Origin of the sequence: Pseudomonas sp. SWRI81, from assembly GCF_014268545.1 — a bacterium.
GTDB lineage: Bacteria > Pseudomonadota > Gammaproteobacteria > Pseudomonadales > Pseudomonadaceae > Aquipseudomonas > Aquipseudomonas hamedanensis.
In genome coordinates this window covers 1-23,407 of the sequence record NZ_JABWQS010000064.1, presented here as the reverse complement: position 1 = coordinate 23,407, position 23,407 = coordinate 1, and the positions used below count along the sequence as shown (strand labels likewise).

Genomic DNA, 23,407 nt, shown 5'->3' with positions numbered 1-23,407 from the left:
GATGACGGGATCGAACCGCCGACATTCTGCTTGTAAGGCAGACGCTCTCCCAGCTGAGCTAATCACCCTTCGCTTCGGTGTGGCGCGCATTCTACGGAGCGCCCCCACCTCTGGCAAGCACTTTTTTAAATAATTTTCCGAGGCCTTCCAAAGGCTTAGAGAAGGGTTGGCCTATGCCCCGGCGAAGACAATAATGCCCCCCTTTGTATAAAGGAGAGACTCACCCCATGTGGTTCAAGAACCTGCTTATCTATCGCCTGACCCAAGACCTGCCTGTCGATGCCGAGGCGCTGGAAACTGCACTGGCCACCAAACTGGCGCGTCCATGTGCAAGCCAGGAGTTGACCACTTACGGTTTCGTCGCGCCGTTCGGCAAGGGCGAAGATGCACCGCTGGTGCACGTCAGCGGTGATTTCCTGCTGATCAGCGCACGCAAGGAAGAACGCATTCTGCCGGGCAGCGTCGTACGTGACGCGGTCAAGGAAAAGGTCGAAGAGATCGAAGCCGAACAGATGCGCAAGGTCTATAAGAAGGAGCGCGATCAGATCAAGGATGAAATCATCCAGGCGTTCCTGCCGCGCGCGTTCATCCGTCGCTCGTCGACGTTCGCTGCAATCGCGCCGAAACAGGGCCTGATCCTCGTGAACTCGGCCAGCCCGAAACGCGCCGAAGACCTGCTCTCGACCCTGCGCGAAGTCATCGGCACCCTGCCCGTCCGCCCGCTGACGGTAAAAATGGCGCCGACCGCGGTCATGACCGAGTGGGTCACCACGCAGAAAGCCGCCGACGATTTCTATGTGCTGGACGAGTGCGAGCTGCGCGACACCCACGAAGATGGCGGCATCGTCCGTTGCAAGCGCCAGGACCTCACCAGCGATGAAATCCAGCTGCACTTGAGCACCGGCAAAGTGGTGACTCAACTGTCGCTGGCCTGGCAGGACAAACTGTCGTTCATGCTCGACGACAAAATGACCGTCAAACGCCTGAAGTTCGAAGATCTGTTGCAGGATCAGGCAGAACAGGATGGCGGCGATGAGGCACTGGGTCAGCTGGATGCCAGCTTCACCCTGATGATGCTGACGTTTGGCGACTTCCTGCCAGCGCTGGTTGAAGCGTTGGGTGGGGAAGAGATGCCGCAGGGGATCTAAAGCCTTGCGAGGTCCAAACTGTAGGAGTGAGCCTGCTCGCGATGAGGGACTGACATTCGACGAATATGTTGACTGATAGACCGCTATCGCGAGCAGGCTCACTCCTACATTTGTTTTGTGGTGTTCTTTTGATAACAAGGATCAAGCCATGCGCGCACTGGCTGCACTCAGCCGTTTTGTCGGCAACACCTTCGCTTACTGGGTTCTGATATTCGCGGTCATCGCGTTCCTGCAACCGGCGTGGTTCATCGGCCTTAAAAGCGCGATCGTGCCGCTGCTGGGTCTGGTCATGTTCGGCATGGGCCTGACCCTCAAACTCGATGACTTCGCTGCAGTCGCCCGCCATCCGTGGCGTGTGGCGCTGGGCGTGGTTGCGCATTTCGTAATCATGCCCGGTGTGGCGTGGTTGCTCTGCCAGGTCTTTCACCTGCCGCCGGAAATCGCCGTCGGGGTGATTCTGGTCGGCTGCTGCCCGAGCGGCACTTCGTCGAACGTGATGACCTGGCTGGCGCGCGGCGATCTGGCGCTGTCGGTGGCTATCGCCGCCGTCACCACCCTGCTCGCGCCATTGCTGACCCCGGCGCTGATCTGGCTGCTGGCCTCGGCCTGGCTGCCGGTGTCGTTCATGGAGCTGTTCTGGTCGATCCTGCAAGTGGTGTTGCTGCCGATCGTTCTCGGCGTGGCCGCGCAGCGTTTGCTGGGTGACAAGGTCCGCCATGCGGTGGACGTATTGCCGCTGGTGTCGGTGGTGAGCATCGTGATTATCGTGACTGCCGTCGTTGCGGCGAGTCAGGTGAAAATCGCCGAATCCGGCCTGTTAATCATGGCGGTGGTGATGCTGCACAACAGCTTCGGCTATCTGCTGGGTTACTTCACCGGGCGCCTGTTCGGCTTGCCATTGGCGCAGCGCAAGTCGCTGGCGCTGGAGGTCGGCATGCAGAATTCGGGACTGGGCGCCGCGCTGGCCAGCGCACATTTCTCGCCACTGGCGGCGGTGCCGAGTGCCTTGTTCAGCGTTTGGCACAATATTTCCGGGGCGCTGCTGTCGACGTACTTCCGGCGCATGAGCGAAAAAGAAGACCGCGAGGAGCTGTCGCGTCAAGCGACGGACTGAGCGCAAAACTTGATCCCCGGGTTAAGGCTGGTCAAACTATCGCGCAACGCGGGGACGACCCCGCGGCTCGATCGAGTCATTTAATCTGGGGACGACCCCGTCAATCGATGGAGGTTTGCCATGTCCTGGATCATTCTGTTTTTCGCCGGCCTGTTCGAAGTCGGCTGGGCCGTCGGCCTGAAATACACCGACGGCTTCACCCGCCCGCTGCCTACCGTTCTGACCGTTGCTGCCATGGCCATCAGCCTTGGCTTGCTCGGTCTGGCGATGAAGGAATTGCCGTTGGGCACGGCTTATGCGATCTGGACCGGGGTCGGTGCCGTGGGCACGGTGATTGCCGGGATCATTCTGTTTGGCGAATCGATGGCGTTGATTCGGCTGGCCAGTGTGGCGTTGATCGTTACCGGGTTGATCGGGCTTAAGGTCAGCGCTTAGGCATCTATCGCTATCGCGAGCAGGCTCACTCCTACAAGGGAAACGCATTTCAAATGTAGGAGTGAGCCTGCTCGCGATGGCGCCGGCCCAGTCAGCGACTATCTGACAGAGCCACGCAGTTCGCCCACCAACACCTGCAACTTCGCCGGCTCGGCGCCTTCAGTCACCTCCGGCCCCGCCACCAATGTCACCCGCGACCACAAGCGATGGAACATGCCCTTGTTCGGGTCGCGACTGAAGAAACTCCCCCACAGCCCCTGCAACGCCAGCGGAATGACCGGCACTGGGGTCTCCTCGAGAATCCGCGTCAGCCCGCCCTTGAATTCACTGATCTCGCCATCGGCGGTCAACTTTCCTTCCGGGAAGATGCACACCAGTTCGCCGTCCTTCAGATACTGGGCAATGCGGGTGAAGGCCTTTTCGTAGATCTGAATATCTTCGTTGCGACCGGCGATGGGAATGGTCCCCGCCGTGCGAAAGATAAAGTTCAGCACCGGCAGGTTGTAGATCTTGTAGTACATCACAAAGCGAATCGGCCGACGTACGGCACCGCCAATCAGCAAGGCATCGACGAACGACACGTGGTTGCACACCAGTAGCGCCGCGCCCTCGTCAGGGATCGCTTGGAGATTGCGATGCTCGACACGGTACATCGAATGGCTGAGCAGCCAGATCATGAAGCGCATGCTGAATTCGGGAACAATCTTGAAGATGTAGGCGTTGACGCCGATGTTGAGCAGCGAGACCACGAGGAACAGTTGCGGGATAGACAGCTTGGCGAGGCTCAACAAAACGATCGAAACAATCGCCGACACCACCATAAACAGTGCGTTGAGAATGTTGTTGGCGGCGATCACCCGCGCGCGCTCGTTCTCCGCCGTGCGCGACTGGATCAGTGCGTACAGCGGCACAATATAGAAGCCGCCGAAAATGCCCAGGCCGAGGATGTCGATCAACACCGCCCAGGTGTGCACAAAGCCCAGCACCTGGATCCAGCTATGCCCGGTGACGCTGTCGGGAATCCCGCCGGAATGCCACCACAGCAATAGGCCAAACACGGTCAGACCGAACGAACCGAACGGCACCAGACCGATCTCGACCTTACGCCCGGAGAGCTTTTCACACAGCATCGAACCGAGGGCGATACCGACCGAGAAAACCGTAAGAATCAGGGTGACTACGGTTTCATCACCGTGCATCCATTCCTTGGCATACGCCGGAATCTGCGTCAGGTAGATCGCCCCGACAAACCAGAACCACGAGTTGCCGACAATCGAGCGCGACACCGCCGGGGTCTGGCCCAAGCCGAGCTTCAGGGTGGCCCAGGACTGACTGAAGATATTCCAGTTCAGGCGCATGTTCGGTGACGATGCCGCCGCGCGTGGAATGCTGCGGCTGGCAAGATAGCCCAACACGGCGATGCCGACGATGGCAGCAGACACCACCGGCGCGTAATGCTCCGACGACATCATGACCCCGGCGCCAATAGTCCCGGCAAGAATCGCCAGAAAGGTGCCCATTTCCACCAGACCGTTACCGCCGACCAGTTCGTCGTCACGCAAGGCCTGCGGCAGGATCGAATACTTCACTGGGCCGAACAGCGCCGAGTGCGTGCCCATGGCGAACAGCGCCACCAGCATCAGCCAAAGATGATCGAAGAGAAAGCCGATCGATCCTACGATCATGATGGCGATTTCCGCGAGTTTGATCAGACGGATCAGCGCGTCCTTGGCGAACTTTTCACCGAACTGCCCGGCCAACGCGGAAAACAGGAAAAACGGCAGAATAAACAGCAGCGCGCAGAGGTTGACCCAGATCGAACGGTCGCCCTCGATGGTCAGCCGATAAAGAATGGCGAGGATCAGTGACTGTTTAAATACGTTGTCGTTAAACGCGCCGAGGGACTGGGTAATAAAGAAAGGCAAAAAGCGCCGGGTGCGCAGCAGGGTGAACTGTGAGGGGTGACTCATCTTCCGTGTTTCCTGATGTTAGGTAGAGAGGCCTGAGTGCTTGTCATTGGAATCTCGAACCGCGATCCAGGCCACACCTTACCTAAACTTTTCAGATTATTTCTTCAAACCTGCGATGCACGGCGAGACGAACAGCTCGCCACGCCATGCGCCTTGCACAGTGCGCTTGCCGACGATCAACCACATCACCGCCAGCAACGCCACCAGCGCCGTACCGAACACACTGAAAAACGTCAGGTTGAGCAGGCTCGCCAGTTTCAGCGTCGCCAGCGAATACACGCCCAACGGGAAGGTGAAGCCCCACCAGCCAAGGTTGAACGGGATACCGTCACGCAGATAACGCACGGTGATCAGCAGCGCCATCAGCATCCACCAAAGCCCGAAGCCCCACAGCGTGATGCCCGCCACCAGCCCCAGCCCCGCCGCGGTTTCACCGACGCCCGGCAAGCCATTGGCGGCGAAAATCGCCGGCGCCTCACCACCAAGCAGCAACATGCCCAGCGCACCGGTGCCGATCGGACCCAGCGCCAGCCAGCTCGAAGCGGCCATGTTTTCATGGGGCAGTTTGTGCAGGGCCATGCGCAGCAACAGGATCGTCAGAATGCTGAACGCCACGGGCAGGGAAAAAGCCCAGAGTACGTAACTGGTGGTCAGCACCACCAGTTGCGCGTGGGCATCGCTTAGATGCGGTGCCAGCAAGCCACCGCTGGCGGCCGCCACTTCCGCCGCGACCACAGGCAACAGCCAGACCGCAGTCATCTGGTCGATGCTGTGCTCCTGGCGGGTAAACATCATGTACGGAATCAACACGCCGCACGCCAGCGACATCGCCACATCCAGCCACCACAGCACCTCGGCCAGATCGATCACCGCCTCGCCCCAACGTGGCAGGCCGAACAACAGAAAGCCGTTGATGATCGTCGCCAGCCCCATGGGAATGGTGCCGAAGAACATCGACACAGTGGAATGGCCGAAAATCCGCCGCGCTTCGTCGAAGAACAAGATCCAGCGGGCCGCGTAGGCTGCGGTAAACAGGGTAAACAGCAGAATGTTGAACAACCACAGGCCTTCCGCGATGGCGTGCAGGCCGGCAATGTTCAAGGGCAGTTGCGCCAGCGCCAATGCCAACACACCGGTGCCCATGGTCGCGGCGAACCAGTTGGGGGTGAATTGGCGGATTACCTCGAGCGGGTGCTGAAGCTGGCTGAACGGTTTGATACCGGGTTTGGTGTTGCTGGGACAAATCATCGTGGACTCCTCTCCTCGTGTGAGGTTGAGTCCATGGTAGAACCGAATCGAATATCTATATAACGGGTAATATCTCTAACTGTTATCTGTTTTACCAATAAGCACTCAGACGCTGCCTGCGCTTTCGATGACCAGAATCCGCGCCGCGCCCTGAGGATGGGCGACATGCTCGGTGCCCACCGAGGCGTAGAAAATGTCGCCTACCTCCAGCAGCACGTGCTTTTCTTCACCCTCTTCGCGGTAGCGCATTTGCACTTGGCCATCGAGCACCACGAAGACTTCCTCGCCGTCATTGACGTGCCATTTGTAGGGCTGATCCGTCCAGTGCAAGCGCGTGGTGATGCCGTTCATGCTGGCAATGTCCAGCGCGCCCCAGGCGCGTTCGGCGGTAAAGGTTTTGCTGCGGATAATCTTCATGTGCCGATCCCGGAAAGAAGTCAGCCAAGGCTAACCCAAACGGCTGCGCTTAAGGAGCGCTGCACACCTTGACAGCAGGTGCGCGCAAACTGAGCACCGCTGCCCCCAGCGCCAAAACAATCAGTACCGCCCCATAGCCATCAGTGGTTGCCAGCAAGCCATAGCTGCGGGTCAGGTGCCCGGCGAGCAAGGCTGGCAAACAGAACGCCAGATAACTCAGTACGTAATAAGCTGACATCATCCCGGCTCGCTCATGGGGCAAGGCCAGCGGCACCAGGCTGCGCACCGCGCCAAGAAAGCCCGAGCCGAAACCGCAACCGGCGACCAGTGTGCCGAGAAAAAACAGCGATAGACTGGCGCTGTGCACGCCGAACAGAATCAACCCCAGACCGAGCGGCAGCAGCAGTGTCCCCAGACGCAACGCTTGAGTCGCCGGGCGATTTCGCATCGTGAAAATCATCAACGCCCCGGTCACGGTCAATGCCGCGACAGTCGCACCGCCGATCAGATTCGAGGTGGACCCCGTGGCGGTGCGCACCAGTGAAGGTGCCAGCGATGCGTAAAAACCACCGAGCGCCCAGGTTGCGGTGTTAAGCGGCAGGATTCGCCACAAAGTCGAACGTGCCTGCACCGGCACATGCAAGGTCGGCCGCAACGATGCCCATGCCCCGCCCTGCCGGGTAACGTGCTCCGGCAAGCGCCAGACATAGGCGCCCTGCACCGCAAACAGTATGAGCAGCAGCCAATAGGTCAATTGCAGCGGCGCCGGCGCGTACTCCGCCAGCAAACCACAGCCCATGCCGCCGATTGCCATTCCCAGTAGCGGCGCGACACTGTTGATCAACGGCCCATGCTGGCGATCGGTGTCGAGCAGCGTCGCGCTCAGCACCGCAGTCGCCATGCCGGTGGCAAAACCTTGCAGCACGCGGGCGCCGATCAACCAGGCCACGCTGTCGGCATAGATGAACAGCAACATGGCCAACCCATTGAGCAACACCGCGGTGAAAATCACCGGCCTGCGCCCCAGGTGATCAGACAGCGAGCCGACGGTCAGCAATGCAGCCAGCAGACTGAAAGCGTAGACCGCGAAAATCAGTGTCAGCACCGCTGGCGAAAAATGTAGTTGATCCTGATACAGGTGGTACAACGGCGTCGGCGCGGTGGAAGCGGCGAGAAAACTCAGTAAGGTAATCGCCAGAAACCACAGACTGGCACGGTGGGAAGCGACATTATTCAAGGGGCTGGTCATGGGTACACTCCGCAAAAGCTAATTTTTTGCTTTTGCGAAGTGTGCTACTGCCCCGCGCTTAAAGCAAATTCTTTGTGTTAAGGTCTGCCACATGGCTATTAAAGAAGGTTTACGCCCCGGTGGCCGCAGTGCCCGGGTGCAAGATGCGATTCATTCGGCAGTCCGCGCGCTGTTGCAGGAACAGGAGCGCTCGACGGTAACCGTCCCGCAAATTGCGGCGCGCGCGGGGGTTACGCCGTCGACGATTTACCGGCGCTGGGGCGATCTGGCGGCGCTGTTGGCAGATGTCGCCCTAGCCCGCATGCGTCCGGACAGCGAACCAGCAGAAACCGGCAGCCTTCGCGGCGATATCCGCGCGTGGGCCGAGCAGTATCTCGATGAGATGAGTTCCGAGCCTGGGCGCAACATGATGCGCGATGTGCAAGCGAGCGCTACGCCGGGGTACTGCGTGGCGATTATTGGTGCGCAGTTGCAGACCATCCTTGATCGCCACCCGCATGAAGCCGCGCCGAGTGTTGATCGGTTGATCAATCTGGTGGTCGCCCCGGTGGTGTTCCGGATTCTGTTTTCGGCGGCGGCGCTGGAGGTGGATGAGTTGCATCGGCTGATCGATATTGCGCTGCGTCTGGACTGACGCTATCGCGAGCAGGCTCACTCCTACCTTGAAATGCGTCCCCCTTGTAGGAGTGAGCCTGCTCGCGAAGAGGCCCGACCGGCCACCGCAAAAACCACCCGCCTTTACTCCCTGCGACACCCCGCCACGCCACGACCTTGGTCGACACTGACTAACCGCCGCGCTCATGCGAGACTGTCCGCCCGGGCAGGAGTGCCGGGGGAGTCTTTTGTCGGGAGTGCTGCATGTCGTTGTCCACCGGGCTGATCGCCGTCGTCGCCCTGGCCTACATGGCCATTATGTTCGCCATCGCCTTCTACGGCGACCGCCGCAGCACGCCGTTGCCGCCGCGCGTGCGCGCGTGGGTGTATAGCCTGTCGCTGGCGGTCTACTGCACCAGCTGGACGTTTTTCGGCGCGGTGGGCCAGGCGGCTGAGCAGTTGTGGTCGTTCCTGCCGATCTACCTCGGGCCGATCCTGCTGCTGGTGGGTGCGCCGTGGGTGCTGCAAAAAATGGTGATGATCAGCAAACAAGAGAACATCACCTCCATCGCCGACTTCATTGCCGCGCGCTACGGCAAATCACAATCGCTGGCAGTGGTCGTCGCGCTGATCTGTCTGGTCGGCGTCCTGCCCTACATTGCTCTGCAACTCAAAGGCATCGTCCTTGGTGTAAATCTGTTGATTGGCGCCGGGGCCGATGCCATGGGCACCCGCGCCCAGGACACCGCGCTGATCGTGTCGCTGGTGCTGGCGCTGTTCACGATCGTCTTCGGCACCCGCAACCTGGACGCCACCGAGCACCACCGCGGCATGGTGCTGGCGATTGCCTTCGAGTCGCTGGTCAAGCTGTTCGCCTTTCTCGCCGTCGGCGCTTTCGTGACGTATGGCCTCTATGACGGTTTCGATGACCTGTTCAATCAGGCCATGCTCGCACCGCGCCTGGAGGAGTACTGGAAAGAAACCATCAACTGGCCGTCGATGGTGGTGCAGACCGGCGTGGCGATGATGGCGATCATCTGTCTGCCGCGGCAGTTCCATGTCACGGTGGTCGAGAACATCGACCCACAGGATCTGCGCCTGGCCAAATGGGTGTTTCCCGCTTACCTCGCCCTGGCGGCGTTGTTTGTCGTACCGATCGCCCTCGCCGGTCAAATGATGCTGCCCGACGATGTGCTGCCCGATTCGTTTGTGATCAGCCTGCCGCTGGCGCAGGCGCATCCGGCGCTGGCGATGCTCGCCTTCATCGGCGGCGCTTCGGCGGCAACCGGCATGGTGATCGTCGCCAGCGTGGCACTGTCGACCATGGTCTCCAACGACATGCTGTTGCCGTGGTTGCTGCGCCGCAACAACGCCGAGCGGCCGTTCGAGGTGTTCCGTCAGTGGATGCTGTCGGTGCGCCGCGTGAGCATTGTGGTCATTCTGCTGCTGGCCTACGTCAGTTACCGCTTGCTGGGATCGACCGCGAGCCTGGCAACCATCGGCCAGATTGCCTTTGCCGCCGTGACTCAACTGGCACCGGCCATGCTCGGCGCGCTGTACTGGAAACAGGCCAATCGCCGGGGCGTGTTTGCCGGTCTCGCGGCGGGGACGTTCCTGTGGTTCTACACGCTGATTCTGCCGATCGCCGCGCACAGCCTCGGCTGGTCGCTTAACAGTTTTCCGGGGCTGGCGTGGCTGCACAGCAACCCGTTAAACCTGCCGATCACGCCGCTGACCCAAGGCGTAGTGCTGTCGCTGGCGGGCAACTTCACGCTGTTTGCCTGGGTCTCGGTGCTGTCGCGCACGCGGGTTTCCGAGCACTGGCAGGCCGGGCGTTTTATCGGTCAGGAAATCAGCGCCCGTCCCAGCGCCCGCTCGATGCTGGCCGTGCAGATCGATGACTTGCTGCAACTGGCGGCACGCTTCGTGGGTGAAGAACGGGCGCGACAGAGCTTTATCCGTTTCGCCTACCGCCAGGGCAAAGGCTTCAATCCGAACCAGAATGCTGACGACGAATGGATCGCCCATACCGAACGCTTGCTCGCCGGTGTGCTCGGCGCCTCTTCCACGCGAGCGGTGGTAAAAGCCGCCATCGAAGGTCGGGAAATGCAGCTGGAGGACGTCGTGCGCATCGCCGACGAAGCCTCGGAAGTGTTGCAGTTCAACCGCGCGCTGCTGCAAGGCGCCATCGAGAACATCACTCAGGGCATCAGCGTGGTCGACCAATCGCTGAAGCTGGTGGCCTGGAACCGCCGTTATCTGGAATTGTTCAATTACCCCGATGGCTTGATCAGCGTCGGGCGACCGATTGCTGACATCATTCGCTACAACGCCGAGCGCGGTTTGTGCGGCCCCGGCGAAGCCGAGGTCCACGTCGCGCGGCGTCTGCACTGGATGCGCCAGGGCCGGGCGCACACCTCCGAGCGCCTGTTCCCCAATGGCCGGGTGATCGAGCTGATCGGCAACCCGATGCCCGGCGGCGGCTTCGTCATGAGTTTCACCGACATCACCGCGTTCCGCGAAGCCGAACAGGCGCTGACCGAGGCCAACGAAGGCCTCGAACGCCGGGTCAGTGAGCGCACGCAGGAGCTGTCGCAACTCAACGTCGCGCTGACCGAGGCCAAAGGCACGGCCGAATCCGCCAACCAGTCGAAGACCCGCTTCCTTGCCGCCGTCAGCCACGATCTGATGCAGCCATTGAACGCTGCGCGCCTGTTCTCGGCCGCTCTTTCCCATCAGGCTGAAGGCCTGAGCAGCGAGGCGCAGAAACTGGTGCAGCACCTCGACAGCTCACTGCGTTCAGCCGAGGACCTGATCAGCGATCTGCTGGACATCTCGCGCCTGGAGAACGGCAAGATCAATCCTGATCGCAAGCCGTTTGCCGTAAACGAGTTGTTCGACATTCTCGGCGCCGAGTTCAAGGCGTTGGCGCACGAACAACGCCTGACATTCCGCGTGCGTGGCACGCACTTGCGCGTCGACAGCGACATCAAACTGCTGCGGCGGATTTTGCAGAATTTCCTCACCAACGCTTTCCGCTATGCCAAGGGTCCGGTTTTGCTCGGTGTACGTCGACAAGGTTCAGCGTTAAGCCTTGAGGTCTGGGATCGCGGACCGGGCATTCCAGAAGACAAGCAGCAGGTGATTTTCGAGGAATTCAAACGCCTCGACAGCCATCAGACCCGCGCGGAAAAAGGCCTCGGATTAGGCCTGGCGATCGCCGATGGCCTGTGCCGCGTGCTCGGTCACACCTTACGCGTGCGCTCGTGGCCGGGACGCGGCAGCGTATTCAGTGTGACGGTGCCGCTGGCTCGTACCCAAACGCCAGCCGCCAGCGCGGTGGTGGAGTTGAATGGCACGTTATTGAAAGGCGCGCAGGTGCTGTGCATCGACAATGAAGACAGCATTCTGATCGGCATGCACAGCCTGTTGAGCCGCTGGGGCTGCCAGGTCTGGACCGCGCGCAACCGTGAAGAATGTGCGGCGCTGTTGAATGAGGGGATGCGGCCACAACTGGCGCTGGTCGACTACCACCTGGATCACGGCGACACCGGCACCGAACTGATGGCCTGGCTGCGCACTACCCTGGGCGAGCCGGTGCCGGGCGTAGTGATCAGCGCCGATGGACGCCCGGAGACGGTCGCGCAGGTGCACGCGGCGGGACTGGATTATCTGGCCAAACCGGTGAAGCCGGCTGCGTTGCGGGCGTTATTGAGTCGGTATTTGCCGTTGTAGGTGGCGATTTCGCTAACGTTTTCGCGAGCAGGCTCACTCCTACAAGGGGGGCGGTGTACATCAGGAAGAATCAGGTCGGCTGTCAGGCCGCCTTCGCGAGCAGGCTCGCTCCCACAAAAACAAAAGCAAAGCAGCGCAGCTGCCCGCGGCGAAGCCGCCCCACTCAACAATGAGCGTTAGCTCGAGTACCGCTCTTGATCTTGATCCACGGGCGACTTCGGAAGGCTGAGCGGAGGGATTGATCCGGGCGTGGGAGCGCAGCGACCGTTTGGCGAAGCCAAACACAGCGAGAGGAGGTGCAGCGAAGCAAACCGGAGACGCTGCGCCCGGATCGATCCCGCAGCGAAGGAACCCGAGCCTGCGAGGGCCGAACGCAGGAGCAAGCCTTTTCGGTTACCTTTTTGCTGGGCCGGCACTCCGGCGTTTGAAAAAGGTGACCCGCCGTAAGGGCGGAACCCTATGCAGCCGTTACCGCAGCAACGGATATGTACTCAATCAGCCAGAAAAAAACGAGCCTTCGACGTTACTCAGGCAATTCAACCAAGCCATCGACATCAGTCATCGCCCGCTCCAGCAGGTCGGCCGGCAAGCTCTTGCTCGCCCGCGCCCCGAGCAATTTGAGTTGTTCGCTGCGGCTGACCAGGTTGCCGCGTCCTTCGGTCAGCTTGTTGCGCGCTGAGCTGTAAGCCTTGTCCAGTTGCTGCAGGCGATTGCCGACCTCGTCGAGATCCTGAATGAACAGCACGAATTTGTCGTACAGCCAACCGGCACGCTCGGCGATTTCCCGTGCGTTCTGGCTTTGCCGCTCTTGCTTCCACAGGCTGTCGATCACGCGCAATGTCGCCAGCAACGTCGTCGGGCTGACAATCACGATGTTACGGTCGAAGGCTTCCTGAAACAGCGTCGGTTCGGCCTGCAAGGCTGCGGAAAACGCCGCCTCGATCGGCACGAACAGCAAAACGAAATCGAGGCTGTGCAGACCGTCGAGCCGCTTGTAATCCTTGCCGGCCAAGCCTTTGACGTGGTTGCGCAAGGACAGCACGTGCTGCTTGATCGCGATCTGTCCAAGGCTGTCATCGTCCGCTGCGACGTATTGCTGATAGGCCGTCAGACTGACTTTGGAGTCGACCACCACCTGCTTGTCACCGGGCAGATAAATAATCACGTCAGGCTGGAAGCGCTCGCCGTCCGGTCCCTTGAGATTGACCTGGGTCTGATATTCGCGCCCCTTCTCCAGGCCAGCGTGTTCAAGCACTCGCTCCAGAATCAGCTCGCCCCAGTTGCCTTGGGTCTTCTGCCCCTTCAGTGCGCGAGTCAGGTTGGTCGCCTCATCGCTCAGGCGCAGGTTGAGCGCCTGCAAACGCTCCAGCTCCTTGGCCAGGGAGAAGCGTTCGCGGGCTTCGGCCTGATAACTTTCTTCCACGCGTTTTTCGAAGGACTGAATGCGCTCTTTCAACGGATCAAGCAGTTGGCCGAGACGCTGTTGGCTGGTCTCGGCAAAGCGTTGTTCGCGTTCATCGAAGATCTTCCCGGCCAGTTCGGCGAACTGCGCACGCAGCTCGTCACGCGAGCCTTGCAGGTCACTGAGGCGTTGCTGATGGCTCTCCTGTTGCTCACGCAGTTCGGCGCTCAACGAGGCGGCCTGCGCATCAAGACGACGCAACTCGGCTTCCTTGTTGGCACGCTCAAGGTTCCAGGCATGGGACGCATCACGAGCGTCATCGCGCTCGATTTGCAGTAACTCGACTTCACGACGCAGGGCCGCCAGGTCAGCCTGTTTGAGGGTATTGGCCTGGCTGAGGTCGGCAATCTCGTCACGACTGGCCTCCAGCTGAGCGTTGAGACCGTCCTGAGCCAACTGCGCCATGGCCAGCCGCTCTTCAAGCACAGCGATGTCGGCCTGGCCATCCCGCGCGCGGCGCTGCAACTGCCAGGCCAGCACCAACAGCGGCAACCCTGCGCCTGCAAGCCCCAGCAACACGCTGGTCAAGTCCATAGCCATAGCGACTCCTGCCGATCCGATAAAGCTTGAAGGTTAACCAAGGTGTCAGAGCTTGGACAGCTCAGTCTGCGATCAGGCCCAGTTCCTGTTGCGCACGCACGTCGCCGGCGCGGGCGGCCTGGCGCAACAGGTCCTGGCCGATGCGCCGGTCGCGGGCATTGCCGCACTCGCGACACATCAACTGGCCCAGACGGCTCTGCGCAACGACGACGCCCTCACGCGCAGGCTGCTTAAGCAAACGCCCGGCAAGGTGTTTGGCATTACGGCTATCGCCCAGACGCGGGCTGTCGAGCAACCATTCGGCCACACGCACGGAAAAACGCTTGGGGGAGGTAACACGAGGAGGTTCTGAGGTAACAGAGTCTGATACTGAGCGAAACTTCATAAAGCACTTGGGGCAGATCGGAAGGCGCGCCACTCTACTCTCTTTTTCTTTCAGGTAAAGTCGAAAAATCAGTCGGCACGCCCGTGCTAGAGCAAGCGCTCGGGACAATCCACAGAAGCTGTGGATAACTCAGTGGACAACCGCCTTGCAACCCTCGCAAAGCCTTATGGAATGGGCCTCGCAGTCAAACTGACGATTTTTTCACCAACAAAAAAAAGCGATGTTTTTCATTGACTTAAACTTTTGATACAGGCAGCCGTCGGGGTCAGGATTGATATGACAGTGCGGTGACAGTCCGCGCCACTGATGTGCACAAGTACCTGCTGCCCGGTTATATCGGTGCGCTTTTTCGGGCCAGTCTGGCAGCCTACCGGGGATAAACCGGCCTGATCACCTTGAGAGCAAGCACGTTGCGCCGACAAACGGTGAAGAAAACTGACCCGACATAAGCGATCCGGCCTGCCGGCAAGCTGTCCCAACGGGCGCACGGGAAGTTTTTTTTGCGAGGCATTTGCTTTGCATCATTCGATCCGTTACTATCCGCGGCGTTAGTACCAAGCTGAAAGTCAATTCCGGTCGAACACATCCCCACGGTAAACCTTCGTTATCGAAGCCTCTGCCGAAAAGAGCGGGAACGACCCCTCGATGGTTTCCAGGTAAATCTTGCGACGACACAGCCTTTGATCGAATGCAAAGGGTGTTGCGAAGACCGTTTACTCTGACCGAACCAACCTGCAAATTGATCAGGATCTTCACCCCGGGCCCAGAACCTTTGCCCTTGTTGTGATGCCTGTCCTCCTAAGTACCTACCTGCCAGCCCAAGCGCGCCCACTTATCAGCGCTTCAAACTGGCTGCTTTGTTCCAGTCGGGTTCTTCGTTCGATCAATGGTGATCGACGTTACTGGAACGTTTTAACGTTGCACGGTTCTTATCCGTGTCATTTGTAGGAACACCTAATAACTATGTCTACTCAAATCCACACTCAGGATGCCATTCGCACCCTAACCAACGCTTTTGCCCCAATGAACTGCCTGATCATGGCCGCTCGCAAAGGCTGCTTCAGCTTCACCGTGGTCAATGAACACGGGATCGCTCGTCACAGCGAGCGCTTGTACCCCGATCAATACTCCAGCGCCGAACCGCTGCAGGCCGTGATCGACCGTACGCGCCAGGCACTGGTTGCCTGATAGCCGAACGCGCTGCAAGAGCCAAAGCCCCGCACACAATGCGGGGCTTTTTATTGCCTGATGTTTCGCTTTTACCGCTTCGCCGTTAAGCATCATTGGATATAACGGTTAAAACTCGAAGCCGGAAATATTTTAAAAACAGTCCTTTACACCCTGAATATGACACTACACTTCAACTCGAGCGGCTTGATCCGCTTGTGGCGAGCCTGAGCCGATCCACCGCTGCCAAGCCCCCTTTCAGGACTCGCCCCCATTACAAGATCCGAGGGTTTTATGGGTATCGCTGCCAGCGAACTGTGCCGCTACGTGATCCGTCCTACCTTGATCTACCTGGGACGCCACTGTGCAACTGCCGAATCCCTGCTGTTGGGTATCGCCGCCAGCCAGTCCGCCCTCGGCTCCGCACTGCATGACCGCCGCGGCCATGGCCTGTACCGCATCGCCGAGCAGCGCCACCAAATGCTTTGGGACGATTACCTGGCGCTCGATCCGGAGCGCGCCAGCCTGGTGCGTGGCCTGGCCAGCCAGCACGCATTCCTCAGCGGGCCGCACCTGGAACTGACCGTCAATCTGCGTTACGCCACTGCCATCGCCTGGCTATTGATCGAAGAGCAAGCCCCCACCCTCCCCGACCCGAACGATTTGCTGGGCATGGCGCGTATCTGGCGCCAGACATTCCAGCCTCAGGGTCGTCTGCGCGATTTCACCGACGCCTGGCAGACCTGTGTTTCACCGCTGAATCAGGTCGCTTGTTGACCGAGCGGTTTCACAAGTTCTCGCAACAGGTCGGCATTTTGGTCGGATTGTCCTACAAAACCGCTCTAACTCAAGGCATACAGGCTATAGCGCTGGAACGAAAATGTTGGTAATTTTCGCCCCGGTGATCACCAGGAGTTCTAATAATGAAAAAAGTAATGCTCAAAACCACCCTTAGCCTCGCCGTTGCCATGGCATCCACCCAGATTTTCGCGGCGGGTTTTGCCCTCAACGAACAAAGCATTAGCGGGATGGGGACTGGTTTTGCCGGGCGATCTTCTGCTGCCGACGACGCAAGCACTGTTTATGGCAACCCTGCCGGCATGTCGCGCCTCAAGCGCGAACAGGTCACCGGCGGCGTCGCTTTTGTCGATGCTCATACCGATATCAGTAACGGCAGCTCCAGCCCGAACGGCGGCAGCAACAAAGGCGACATGGTGCCCCTCACCGCCGTACCGATGGGCTTCTACGTCAAGCCAATCGACGATCACTGGGCATTCGGCCTGGGCGTCTACGTGCCATTCGGCCTGATCACCGATTACGAAAACGGCTTTGCCGGCCGTTACTTCGGCAGCAAGTCCGAAGTCCAGGTCATCACTTTCCAGCCAACCGTCAGCTACGCCTTCAACGACAAGGTGTCGATCGGTTTCGGTCCGACCATCAACCGCATCGACGGCTCCCTGGAATCGAACCTGTCGATCACCCAGGCGCTGCCGGACGGCAAGGTCAAGATCAAGGGTGACGACACCGCGCTGGGCTACAACATCGGCGTGCTGGTACAAGCCACCGACACCACCCGCGTGGGCCTGACCTATCACTCCAAAGTCGATTACAAGCTCGAAGGCGACACCAAGGTCAAGTACGGCGCACTGGCGCTGGCAGGCCTGGGCGCCAACCAGAAATACGACGCTTCGTTGAAGATCACCACGCCTGAATCCGTCGACCTGTCGGTTACCCAGGCGATCAACGATCGCTGGAACGTCTACGCCGGTACCACCTGGACGCGCTGGAGCCAGCTGGACAAGATCACCGTCAAGAACTCCGGCGTGCAGCCACTGCTGGCTGGTCAGTTCGGCTCGATCAACGAAGATCAGAACTGGCATGACACCTGGGCTTACGCCGTAGGTACGTCGTATCAGTTGAACAAGGAATGGGTACTGCGCACTGGTCTGACGTTCGACCAGTCGCCGACCAATAACGAAGATCGTTCGCCACGCATTCCTACCGGCGACCGCACCATCTTCAGTATCGGTGCCGGCTGGAGTCCTACCGAAGACTTGACTATCGACGTCGCTTATTCGTACTTGAAGGAAGAATCGGTCAATATCCGCAACGAAAACAATCGTGGCCAAAGCTACGAGTCCAAGTATGAAAACTCGGCAAACGGTTTCGGTGTCGGCGCGACCTACCGCTTCTGATGCTGCAAGGCGAGGCTAACCCCTCGCCCACAAAAAGCCCCGCTCTCTTTGCAGAGGCGGGGCTTTTTGGTTTCCGGCACTACGCCAAGCGATTGTGGGAGCGAGCCTGCTCGCGAAAGCGGTGGATCAGCCGACTCATACTTTGAATGAGAGACCGCATTCGCGAGCAGGCTCGCTCCCACAGGGTACAGAGTGAATCAAGGCTTCAGCGGCTTTGAAGCGATGGCCTTTTCGATCGCCGCAATAAACTCCGGATCATCCGGCTTGGTCAGGCTGGAAAAGTTGGCGATGACGTTGCCCTGACGATCGACCACGTATTTGTAGAAGTTCCACTTCGGCGCACTGCTCTGCTCGGCCAGCACCTTGAACAGATGCGTGGCGCCATCACCGCGGACCTTCTGTGGCTCGGTCATGTTGAACGTCACGCCATAGTTGGCATAACAGACCTTGGCCGTCTCGGCACTGTCCTTGGACTCCTGCTTGAAATCATCGGACGGCACACCGAGCATCTCCAGCCCTTGCGCCTTGTAGCGCTGATTGAGCGCCTCAAGCCCTTCGAATTGCGGGGCGAAACCGCAGAAACTGGCGGTATTGACCACCACCAGCGGCTTGTCGGCGTATTGCTTGCACAGATCGATGGATTCCTTGGCACGCAACTTCGGCAGCGAGCCTTGCAACAGGTCCGGACAGTCGGCGGCCTGGGCGAGGCCAGTCAACGCTATCAGCAAAGCGGGAACAGCACACCAGCGCATCAACATGTTGAACATCCTTGGGCAGTGGTCAGCCTTCGACGTTACTCGTCACGCTGCGCTCTAGCAAATACTCATGCCCAATTGCATCAATGCGAGGCCGCCCTGCTGCCAGCCCCACCACACCAGCGCCAGCAGCGCGGCGGCCAGTGCGGTGATGGCGAGTCGCGCCCAGTGCCGGCTCATGCCGCGCTCGCACTGGCTTGCAGGCGCGCCACCGGACGCTCGCGCACCGGCCAGTTCAGCGCCGCCGCCAGCAGACTCAAGAGAACCGCCACTTGCCAGATCAAGTCATAACTCCCGGTACGGTCATACACCACCCCGCCCAGCCAGCCGCCGAGGAACGAGCCGAGCTGATGGAACAGGAACACGATGCCACCGAGCATGGACAGATTGCGCACGCCAAACAAGGTCGCCACCGTACCGTTGGTCAACGGCACCGTCGACAACCACAGGAACCCCATCGCCATGCCGAACAGATAAGCCGACGTGGTCGTCACCGGCAGCCACAGGAACAGCACGATCACCACCGCACGCAGCAGGTACAACGCCGTCAACAGGCGCGGCTTGGACATGCGTCCGCCGAGCCAGCCAGCGGTATAGGTGCCGAAGATATTGAACAGCCCGATCAACGCCAACACCGTGGTGCCTACGGTCGCCGGCAGATGCTGATCGACCAGATAGGCCGGCAGATGCACGCCGATGAACACCACCTGAAAACCACAAACGAAAAAGCCGAACGCCAGCAGCCAGAAACCGGAATGCCCACAGGCTTCACGTAGCGCCTCGGCAAGCGTCTGTTCATGACCCATCAGCGGCAACGGTTTGTCCTTGAGCATGCTCACCAGCGGCACAATCATCGCCACCAGCAGCCCCAGCACCAACAGCGCCGCCGACCAGCCGAGCCAGCCGATCAGGCCGAGCGTGCCCGGCAGCATGGCGAACTGGCCAAAGGAGCCGGCGGCGCTGGCGATGCCCATGCCCATGCTGCGTTTTTCGGGCGGTACAGCGCGACCGACGACGCCGAGGATCACCGAAAACGAGGTGCCGGACAGGCCGATACCAATCAGCAGGCCAGCGCTCAGCGACAGGCTCAGCGGCGAATCAGCCAACCCCATGCAGACCAGGCCCGCGGCATACAGTACGCCGCCGATCAGCACCACTTTCGCCGCGCCGAAGCGGTCGGCCAGCGCGCCGGTAAACGGTTGTGCCAGGCCCCAGATCAGGTTCTGCAAGGCGATGGCGAAGGCGAATACCTCACGCCCCCAGCCGAACTGCGCACTCATTGGCGACAGGAACAGGCCGAAGCCGTGCCGTATGCCCAACGACAACGCCAGGATCAGCGCACTCCCCAGCAACACCCAACCGCACGTACGCCACATCGTTGTCATTATTGTTCTCCGCTTGCGGGTATATACCCGCTTGAGTTTGGAAAAAAACCGGCCTCAGGCCAGTTCATCCAGCAGTCTGAGCAAGGTTTCGCGCTTCTCGGCACCGAGACGGTCAATCAACCGCTGTTGCGCCGCTTCCCAGGCGGGCAGTGCCGCTGCCAGGCGTTGCACGCCGGTTTCGGTGAGTTTGACGATGCGGTTACGCAGGTCGTCGCCTTCGGCCAACGCCACCAGCCCTTCGCCTTCCAGTACGCGCAGATTACGCCCAAGGGTGCTGCGGTCCAGTCCCATGGCTTCGGCCAGTTCGGAAATGCTCGGCTGATCCAGACGCTGCAGATTGCACAGCAGAGAATACTGGGCAACGTTGATCCCGAAGCCGTCGAGGGCGCCGTCGTAATGCCTGCTGACGCCACGCGCGGCGCGACGCAGGTTGGTGCACAAACACTGAGAAGGAAGCATGATGCGTGTATATACCCGCGACTGTGTTAAATCAAGTTACAGATGAAATTCCTGATATTTTTGCTGCCTGAAAAATCGCCATCGCGAGCAGGCTCACTCCTACAAGGGGTACGCATTTCAATTGTAGGAGTGAGCCTGCTCGCGATAAGGCCGGCATTATCACTACAAAACTGTCAGCCTAACGCCAGCCCAACCAACACCATCATCTCCAGCAACTCCAGCAACGCCCCCGCCGTATCCCCGGTAGTCCCGCCCAACCGTCGCAGCATCACCCGCCGCAGCCAGACAAATACCCCAAGTGAAATCAGCAGCGCCACGACCGCACTGATCCCCGCGATCAACAGGCAACCCAGCGCACTCAACCCCAGCACCCACCACCCGCCCTTGCGCGGCAGATGATCGGCCAGCGCCTGGCCCAAGCCACCCGCACGCACATACGGCGTGGTCAGAAACAACCCCAGCAGCGCCGCCCGGCCCAGCACTGGCACGATGACCAGCGCCATCCCTTGTCCTTGCTCAATCAACGCCAGCAGCGCAGCGAATTTCAGCAGCAGCACCAACACCAGCGTGACTACTGCAATCGGCCCGCTGCGTGGATCTTTCATGATCGTCAGCGTGCGTTCGCGATCACCGAAACCACCGAGCCAGGCATCCGCGCTGTCGGCCAGACCATCCAGGTGCAGCGCACCGCTGAGCAACACCCACACCGTCAGCAACAGCGCTGCATGAAGCAACGACGGCGCACCGGCCAACAACAGATTCAACGTGTAGAGGATCAGCCCGAACAGCAATCCCACCAGCGGATAGAACAGCAGCGACCGCCCAAGTTGTTCCGGCGCAGGCATGCCCGGCAGGCGAATGGGCAGCCTGCTGAGAAACTGCAAGGCGATCCACAGCGGCAACATGTCAGTGACCTTCCTTGAGCGCGCCGTCAGCCGCGACCGTCAGCGCAAACAGCGCGCCGTGGCTGACTTCGACATTGAGCAAGTGTTCGCGCGGCAATCCGCGTGCCTGCGCCAGTAACAGGCGCATCACACCGCCGTGGCTGACCAACAAAATCCGCTCTCCTGCGTACGCCGCGTGCAACCGCGCAACCGCCGCCAAGACCCGCAAGGAAAACTCGCTGACCGGCTCGCCTTGCGGTGGCGTGAACGCATACGGATCAGCCCAGAACAGCCCCAGCGCCTCGGCATCCGTTTCCATCAACGCTGCTGCGCTCTGCCCTTCCCAGGCACCGAAATGCAGCTCCTGCAAATCTTTGTCGAGGTGCACCGACAGTTTCAGTCGCTCACCGAGTTCGGCGGCAAACCGCGCGCAGCGCTGCAACGGCGAGCTGACAATGCGATCCCACGGCCCACCCGCGACCACCGCTGCGCGCATCTGCGTCCAACCGTTTTCGGTGAGCGCATCGTCAAGGCTGCCGCGCAAGCCGCCGCCCAACTCCGTCTCGCCGTGGCGCAGCAGATCCACCCGCAGCGTCATGCCGGGCGATCCGCCACCGCGGCTTCGGCGAACGTCGCCATCTGCCCGTGCAGGTCACACGCCAGGCGCAACAACGGCACCGCCAACGCCGCGCCACTGCCCTCGCCCAACCGCAGGCCAAGCTCCAGCAACGGCTCGGCGCTCAAGGTTTCCAGCACATGGCGATGGCCCGGCTCGGCACCGCGATGGCCGAACAACAGCCAATCACGCGAGGCCGGATTCAAACGGACCGCGACCAGCGCAGCGACGGTGCAGATAAAACCGTCGACCAGCACCGCGATCCCTTCCTGCGCGCAGGCCAGATAAGCGCCGACCAACGCGGCAATCTCGAAACCGCCGAGATTGCACAGCGTCTGCAAGGCATCGCCACGCTGTGCGGCGTGCAGCGCCAGCGCGCGCTCGATCACTTGCGCTTTATGGCTGACGCCTTCGGCGTTCAGCCCCGTACCGGGACCGGTCAGGTGCGCCACCGGGCAATCAAGCAAGGCACACGCCAGCGCACTGGCCGCCGTGGTGTTGCCGATGCCCATCTCGCCGCCGATAAACAATTGCGTGCCGGCGGCTTTGGCGCGCAACACGCTGTCGCGACCGGCCTGCAACGCCAGTTCGCCCTGAGCGTGGGTCATCGCTGCGCCTTGAGCGAAATTCGCCGTACCTGCGCCGAGGTTCAAATGGCGCACGCCCGGCAGATTCAGCGCCGGATTCACCGTGCCGAGATCGACCACTTCCAGCTGCGCACCGAGCTGACGCGCCAGCACGCTGATCGCCGCGCCGCCGCTGACAAAATTGAGCAGCATTTGCCCGGTGACTTCCTGCGGATAAGCCGAAACGCCCTCCGCCACCACACCGTGATCGCCGGCAAAAATCGCAATCCACACTTGCGCAAGCGTCGGTTTGACCTGACCTTGCAGACCGGCCAGTTGCACCGCAACCGACTCCAGTCGCCCGAGCGAGCCGGCCGGTTTGGTCAGTTGCTGCTGTCGCGCTGCCGCGCTTGCAACGGCGTCGAGATCGACCGGTTTGCACGGGTTCAGCCACCAGGGTTGGGTCATAACGCAGGTCCTTTCAAAGTCAGGGGCAGGCCGGCGACGGTCAGGACAACACGCTGACAGCGCTCGGCCAGAGCTTGATGCAGCCAACCGGCTTCATCGACATAACGGCGAGTCAATTCGCCCAGCGGCACGACACCCATTCCGGTCTCGTTGCTGACAAAAATGATTTCCCCCGGCAGCGCGGCCAGGCACTCGAGCAGGGCTTCACGTTCGGCGCTGAGACGTTCGGCGTCGTCGAGCATCAGCAGGTTGGTCAGCCACAGCGTCAGGCAATCAACCAGCAGGCAACGCTCGGCACTGGCGCTTTCGCGCAGCACGCGGGCCAGTTCCAGCGGCTCTTCGATCAACGCCCATTCGGCCGGGCGGCGCGCGCGGTGATGGGCGACGCGTTGGTTCATCTCGCCGTCCAGCGGTTGGCTGGTGGCGATGTAGGTGACGGCGAGATGGCTGTCACTGGCGAGTTTTTCCGCCAGGCGACTTTTGCCGGAGCGGGCGCCGCCGAGGATCAGTTGGAGCATCAGTTCATCCCGAAAAATATGCATTGAAGCTAAGGGCGCTATCGCGAGCAGGCTCACTCCTACAGGGGAACGCATTTCAAATGTAGGAGTGAGCCTG

Annotated in this window: 22 protein-coding genes; 8 read left to right on the top strand and 14 right to left on the bottom strand. The window is 60.5% G+C overall.

What is annotated here, in order from left to right:
• Positions 1–227 precede the first annotated feature (227 nt).
• The 3 genes from rdgC (at position 228) to sugE (ending at position 2,697) form a co-directional block, all read left to right on the top strand.
• Positions 228–1,148: a recombination-associated protein RdgC gene (gene rdgC / locus HU765_RS25435; RefSeq protein WP_186551003.1), complete on the top strand. Its 921-nt coding sequence runs from the start codon at positions 228–230 to the stop codon at positions 1,146–1,148.
• A 148-nt stretch (positions 1,149–1,296) separates the two neighbouring features.
• Positions 1,297–2,262 (top strand): bile acid:sodium symporter family protein, encoded by a 966-nt coding sequence (locus tag HU765_RS25430; RefSeq protein ID WP_186623764.1) that lies wholly within the window; start codon positions 1,297–1,299, stop codon positions 2,260–2,262.
• 120 nt (positions 2,263–2,382) lie between these two features.
• Positions 2,383–2,697 carry a quaternary ammonium compound efflux SMR transporter SugE gene (sugE, locus tag HU765_RS25425; protein WP_007962927.1) on the top strand — a complete coding sequence of 105 codons (315 nt, stop codon included), beginning with the start codon at positions 2,383–2,385 and terminating at the stop codon, positions 2,695–2,697.
• A 98-nt stretch (positions 2,698–2,795) separates the two neighbouring features.
• Here the strand turns inward: sugE and HU765_RS25420 are convergent, their stop codons facing one another.
• From HU765_RS25420 to HU765_RS25405, 4 genes are all read right to left on the bottom strand, one after another.
• Positions 2,796–4,667, bottom strand: a complete 1,872-nt coding sequence (locus HU765_RS25420; protein ID WP_186623762.1) for an MFS transporter — start codon at positions 4,665–4,667, stop codon at positions 2,796–2,798.
• A gap of 96 nt (positions 4,668–4,763) precedes the next feature.
• Positions 4,764–5,915, bottom strand: a complete 1,152-nt coding sequence (locus HU765_RS25415; protein WP_186623760.1) for a TDT family transporter — start codon at positions 5,913–5,915, stop codon at positions 4,764–4,766.
• A 105-nt stretch (positions 5,916–6,020) separates the two neighbouring features.
• Positions 6,021–6,332 (bottom strand): cupin domain-containing protein, encoded by a 312-nt coding sequence (locus tag HU765_RS25410; RefSeq protein WP_186551007.1) that lies wholly within the window; start codon positions 6,330–6,332, stop codon positions 6,021–6,023.
• Positions 6,333–6,381: 49 nt separating this feature from the next.
• Complete coding sequence (locus HU765_RS25405; RefSeq protein ID WP_186623770.1) at positions 6,382–7,569, bottom strand: MFS transporter; 1,188 nt, start codon at positions 7,567–7,569, stop codon at positions 6,382–6,384.
• 103 nt (positions 7,570–7,672) lie between these two features.
• On the opposite strand from HU765_RS25405, the gene HU765_RS25400 reads away from it, so the two are divergent.
• Both HU765_RS25400 and HU765_RS25395 read left to right on the top strand, forming a co-directional pair.
• The gene (locus tag HU765_RS25400) at positions 7,673–8,215 is read left to right on the top strand and encodes a TetR/AcrR family transcriptional regulator (protein WP_186623758.1); all 543 of its coding nucleotides are present in this window, start codon (positions 7,673–7,675) and stop codon (positions 8,213–8,215) included.
• A gap of 224 nt (positions 8,216–8,439) precedes the next feature.
• Entirely contained in the window at positions 8,440–11,910 is a 3,471-nt protein-coding gene (locus tag HU765_RS25395; RefSeq protein WP_186623756.1) for a PAS domain-containing hybrid sensor histidine kinase/response regulator, read from the top strand.
• 523 nt (positions 11,911–12,433) lie between these two features.
• Here the strand turns inward: HU765_RS25395 and rmuC are convergent.
• The gene (gene rmuC, locus HU765_RS25390) at positions 12,434–13,798 is read right to left on the bottom strand and encodes a DNA recombination protein RmuC (RefSeq protein WP_186623768.1); all 1,365 of its coding nucleotides are present in this window, start codon (positions 13,796–13,798) and stop codon (positions 12,434–12,436) included.
• A 175-nt stretch (positions 13,799–13,973) separates the two neighbouring features.
• Positions 13,974–14,297 (bottom strand): sel1 repeat family protein, encoded by a 324-nt coding sequence (locus HU765_RS25385; RefSeq protein WP_186623751.1) that lies wholly within the window; start codon positions 14,295–14,297, stop codon positions 13,974–13,976.
• 963 nt (positions 14,298–15,260) lie between these two features.
• Here HU765_RS25385 and HU765_RS25380 point away from each other — a divergent pair.
• The 3 genes from HU765_RS25380 (at position 15,261) to HU765_RS25370 (ending at position 17,659) form a co-directional block, all read left to right on the top strand.
• The gene (locus tag HU765_RS25380) at positions 15,261–15,485 is read left to right on the top strand and encodes a hypothetical protein (protein WP_064586664.1); all 225 of its coding nucleotides are present in this window, start codon (positions 15,261–15,263) and stop codon (positions 15,483–15,485) included.
• A 273-nt stretch (positions 15,486–15,758) separates the two neighbouring features.
• Positions 15,759–16,241: a hypothetical protein gene (locus HU765_RS25375; protein ID WP_186551011.1), complete on the top strand. Its 483-nt coding sequence runs from the start codon at positions 15,759–15,761 to the stop codon at positions 16,239–16,241.
• Between the two features lie 146 nt (positions 16,242–16,387).
• Complete coding sequence (locus tag HU765_RS25370; protein ID WP_186623750.1) at positions 16,388–17,659, top strand: outer membrane protein transport protein; 1,272 nt, start codon at positions 16,388–16,390, stop codon at positions 17,657–17,659.
• Positions 17,660–17,856: 197 nt separating this feature from the next.
• Here the strand turns inward: HU765_RS25370 and HU765_RS25365 are convergent, their stop codons facing one another.
• The 8 genes from HU765_RS25365 to cobU form a co-directional block, all read right to left on the bottom strand.
• Entirely contained in the window at positions 17,857–18,417 is a 561-nt protein-coding gene (locus HU765_RS25365; RefSeq protein ID WP_186623749.1) for a glutathione peroxidase, read from the bottom strand.
• Positions 18,418–18,471: 54 nt separating this feature from the next.
• On the bottom strand, positions 18,472–18,594 hold the full coding sequence (locus HU765_RS27055) for a hypothetical protein (protein WP_264081966.1): 123 nt from the start codon (positions 18,592–18,594) through the stop codon (positions 18,472–18,474).
• On the bottom strand, positions 18,591–19,790 hold the full coding sequence (locus HU765_RS25360) for an MFS transporter (protein WP_186623766.1): 1,200 nt from the start codon (positions 19,788–19,790) through the stop codon (positions 18,591–18,593). Before HU765_RS25360 ends, HU765_RS27055 begins: the two co-directional genes overlap by 4 nt.
• Positions 19,791–19,853: 63 nt before the next feature.
• A complete protein-coding gene (locus HU765_RS25355) occupies positions 19,854–20,258 on the bottom strand; it encodes a MarR family transcriptional regulator (RefSeq protein WP_186623748.1) in 405 nt (134 codons plus the stop codon).
• Between the two features lie 173 nt (positions 20,259–20,431).
• On the bottom strand, positions 20,432–21,163 hold the full coding sequence (locus HU765_RS25350; RefSeq protein WP_186623747.1) for an adenosylcobinamide-GDP ribazoletransferase: 732 nt from the start codon (positions 21,161–21,163) through the stop codon (positions 20,432–20,434).
• 1 nt (position 21,164) lies between these two features.
• Complete coding sequence (gene cobC, locus HU765_RS25345) at positions 21,165–21,740, bottom strand: alpha-ribazole phosphatase family protein (protein ID WP_186623746.1); 576 nt, start codon at positions 21,738–21,740, stop codon at positions 21,165–21,167.
• Positions 21,737–22,792, bottom strand: a complete 1,056-nt coding sequence (gene cobT / locus HU765_RS25340; RefSeq protein WP_186623744.1) for a nicotinate-nucleotide--dimethylbenzimidazole phosphoribosyltransferase — start codon at positions 22,790–22,792, stop codon at positions 21,737–21,739. The genes cobC and cobT overlap by 4 nt, the downstream gene beginning before the upstream one ends.
• Positions 22,789–23,310, bottom strand: coding sequence for a bifunctional adenosylcobinamide kinase/adenosylcobinamide-phosphate guanylyltransferase (gene cobU / locus HU765_RS25335; protein WP_186623743.1), 522 nt, complete (start codon positions 23,308–23,310; stop codon positions 22,789–22,791). The genes cobT and cobU overlap by 4 nt, the downstream gene beginning before the upstream one ends.
• Between the last annotated feature and the right edge of the window lie 97 nt (positions 23,311–23,407).